Here is a 3,053-nt window from a genome sequence, read left to right on the forward strand (position 1 = left end):
TCGTTGACGTGCTTCATCGTGTCGATGCGGAAGCCGTCGATCGAGAAGTCGCCGATCCACTTCTCGTAGATCTCCGTCATCCCCTCCACGACCTGCGGCTGCTCGGTGAAGAGGTCGTCGAGCCCGAAGAAGTCGCCGTAGAGGGAGTTCTCGCCCGCGAAGGTCGTGTTGCCGCGGTTGTGATAGCGGCGCACGTCATTGAGCCAGGACGGGACCTTGACGTTCTCCTCGCCCGCCGGGTTGAACGGGTGGTACGGGAAGGAGACGCTCGCCGACAGCGGCGGGAAGCTGCTCGTGCCCGCGTAGTCTAGGTCGTCGAACTCGCGGCCGGAGGCGTCCTTGTAGGGCACGCGGTCCTTGGAGACGTAGGCCGGCGCCGCGCCCTCCTCGTAGGAGATCACGTCCGCGGTGTGGTTGGTGATGATGTCGAAGAAGACCTTCATCCCGCGCGCGTGTGCCTTGGTGACGAGCTGCCGCAGCTCGTCGTTGGTCCCCAGGTGCGGATCGATCTGCGTGAAGTCGGTGATCCAGTAGCCGTGGTAGCCCGCCGACGGGAAGCCGTTGTTGTCCTGGACCGCTTTGTTCTTGAAGCTCGGCGTCAGCCAGATCGCGGTGGTGCCCAGGCCGCGGATGTAGTCGATCCGGTCGATCAGCCCGGCCAGGTCGCCGCCGTGGTAGTAGGCCTTGTCCTTGGGGTCGAAGCCCGACTGGTCCTTCGCGGCGGGCAGCCCGCCGAGGTCGTTGTCCGTACGGCCGTTCTCGAACCGGTCGGCCATCACGAAGTAGAAGTTCTCGCCGGTCAGCGGCGCGCGCAGGCTGTGCTGCGCCTTGTGGTCCGGGCCCTTGGCCGCGGCCGGCGCGGCGGACAGCGCGGCTACGGCCAGTGACGCAAGCAGCGCGGCCAGCGCGCGGCGTGGCGGTGACGACATGAGACTTCTCCCCTCCCCGGTGTGCTCGAGGAGGGGAGGTTATTGCCCCGTCAGAGGCGGCGCGAGGTGAGGGTCGCGGTGGCCGTGCGGCCCTGGCGCTCGGCGCTGATCGTCACCACGTAGTCGCCGCGGGCGCGGCCCTTCGGCGTGACGCGGATCGTGCGGCCCTTGCCGGCGGCGTAGGAGCGGCGCTGAGTTGTGCGCAGGACCTTGCCGTTGCGGGTGATCGTCAGCTTCACGTCGGCCGTCTGGTTGAGGCGGAAGGAGGCGAACAGCGCGCGCTTCTGCCTGCCGCCGAACACCGGCCGGTTGAGCCGGAAGGCCCCGACGAGATTGGTGCAGGAGTTGGCGCGTTGGAACGCGGGGCGCACGGTGAAGCGGCCGCCCTTGCGCTGCACGGCGATCCGGCGCAGGTCGGCGCTGCCGTCCGCGAGCTGGGTCCGGAAGCGCACGACGTAGTGGCCGTTGCGGACGCCGCGCGCCTTCCACGTGAAGGAGCGCTTGCGCGAGCGGAACGCCTTGACGCGCTTGAGCTTCGTGATCGAGCGGCCCTTCGTCTGGCGGAAGACGTCCACGCGAACGGAGCGGGCGCTGCGGCGCGTGAAGGTCAGCCGCAGGCCGCCGCGCTTGGCGCGCTTGGCGCCGACGCGACGGAAGCCGGCCACCGTGGCGCAGCGGTCGCCGCCCGCGGCGGCGCCCGCGAGCCCGGGCGCCCCCTGCGTGCCCGTCCCGCCCTGCGGGTCGGGCGGCGCGGGGAGCGTCACCTTGTAGATGTCCATCGCGCTGCGGCCCTGGCCGCCGAGCTGGAAGTCGCCCGTGGCGCCCCAGTACGTGAAGGACCCGTCGCCGTTGCGCTGGGCCTTGAACACGTGCGAGACCCACGTGTTGGCGTTCGCCGGGATGAAGTAGCCGGCCTCGTTGAAGTCGATCGTCCCGTCGGGGTTCTCGGTGAAGTCGACGACCTGGGTGCCCTGCGAGTACCAGCCCATGAAGATCCGGTTCTGGCCCGGGATCTGCTGGAACACGTGCGCCGTGCACAGGCTCGCCTGCGGCTGGGTTCGGATCGGCGCGCGGTAGATCGCCTTGTTGCCCTTCGAGTCGCGCGCATACGCGCCGAACGCCGACTCGGCGGTGCCCGCGGCTCCCGTCGAGAGCGCGCCTGAGCGGTAGGCGTGGATGCCGCCGTTGCCGTCCGGATTGTCCGCCGGCGACGTCGGGCACGTGGCGCCGGGCGGCGTCACGCCGCCGCCCCGCTCGTCCGTCGCGAGCAGGAACCGGCGGGAGGTCGCGTACTCCGTCTCGTGGTTGAAGTCGATGTCCTCGGTCGACGGGAAGGCCGGGTTGACCTGGTCCTCCTGCGACGTGTTGCGGCCCTGGTGGTGGACCGAGCCGAGGTGCCGGACGCCCTGCAGCGACGGCGCGCCCGCGGCGAGCCACTCGGCGACGGACAGGTCCTCGGTGCCCGTGCCGTTCCCGTCCACGCAGTCCGTGATCTTCGCGCCCGTCTTGAACTGGGGCGCCGCCGTGGAGGTATCGCGGACCCGGCAGCCCAGCGCCTGCCCGCGGGGCTTGTCGTCGGTGAAGTCGGTCGGGGTCCCGTTGGCGTCGAACGCGCCCGCCATGTCGAGCACGATCGCGGCGCCGCCCGAGCCGCAGGTGAGCTTGTCGTCCGGATAGACCTCGAGCTCGTGGCAGCCGTAGATGACGTCCTTGTTCGTATGCCCCTGTGACATCTCGAGCGTCGGGAAGCGGTAGCGGAACACCTGCGGGCGGCATGCGTCGCGCTTGGCCTGCAGGCTCGTTCCGGCGGGGAAGTTCATGCAGGACGAGAGGTCGATCACCTCGAAGCCGTCGAGGTCGAACTCGTCCGAGGACTCGTCGACCTCGTTCTGTCGCTTGCCGTTGGCGACGTTGACCGCGTCGGAGGTGACGGCGTAGGCGATATGGGGACGGCGCGGGTCGAGGTTGACGGTGTGCGCCTCCCCGGTGTGGCTGGTCAGGCCGATCTCCTTCGGCGCCGCCGGATCCGTGACGTCCACGATCTCCAGGCCGCCGCGCGGAGCCTGGGCCAGGCCCCCGACGCCCTGGTCGTGGCAGCGCCCGACGTCGTCGGTGGCGTCGATC

2 protein-coding genes are annotated in these 3,053 nt (G+C 70.2%); both read right to left on the bottom strand.

Annotated features, from left to right (window positions below; genetic code table 11):
- The coding region (locus VFX99_RS13490) for an alpha-amylase family glycosyl hydrolase (RefSeq protein WP_329666810.1) at window positions 1–929 on the bottom strand (929 nt) is incomplete at its 3' end.
- A 50-nt stretch (window positions 930–979) separates the two neighbouring features.
- A partial coding sequence (locus VFX99_RS13495) for a hypothetical protein (protein WP_329666811.1) occupies window positions 980–3,053 on the bottom strand: 2,074 nt, incomplete at its 5' end.

This window comes from Microbacterium sp., from assembly GCF_036277215.1.
Classification (GTDB): domain Bacteria; phylum Actinomycetota; class Actinomycetes; order Actinomycetales; family Microbacteriaceae; genus Microbacterium.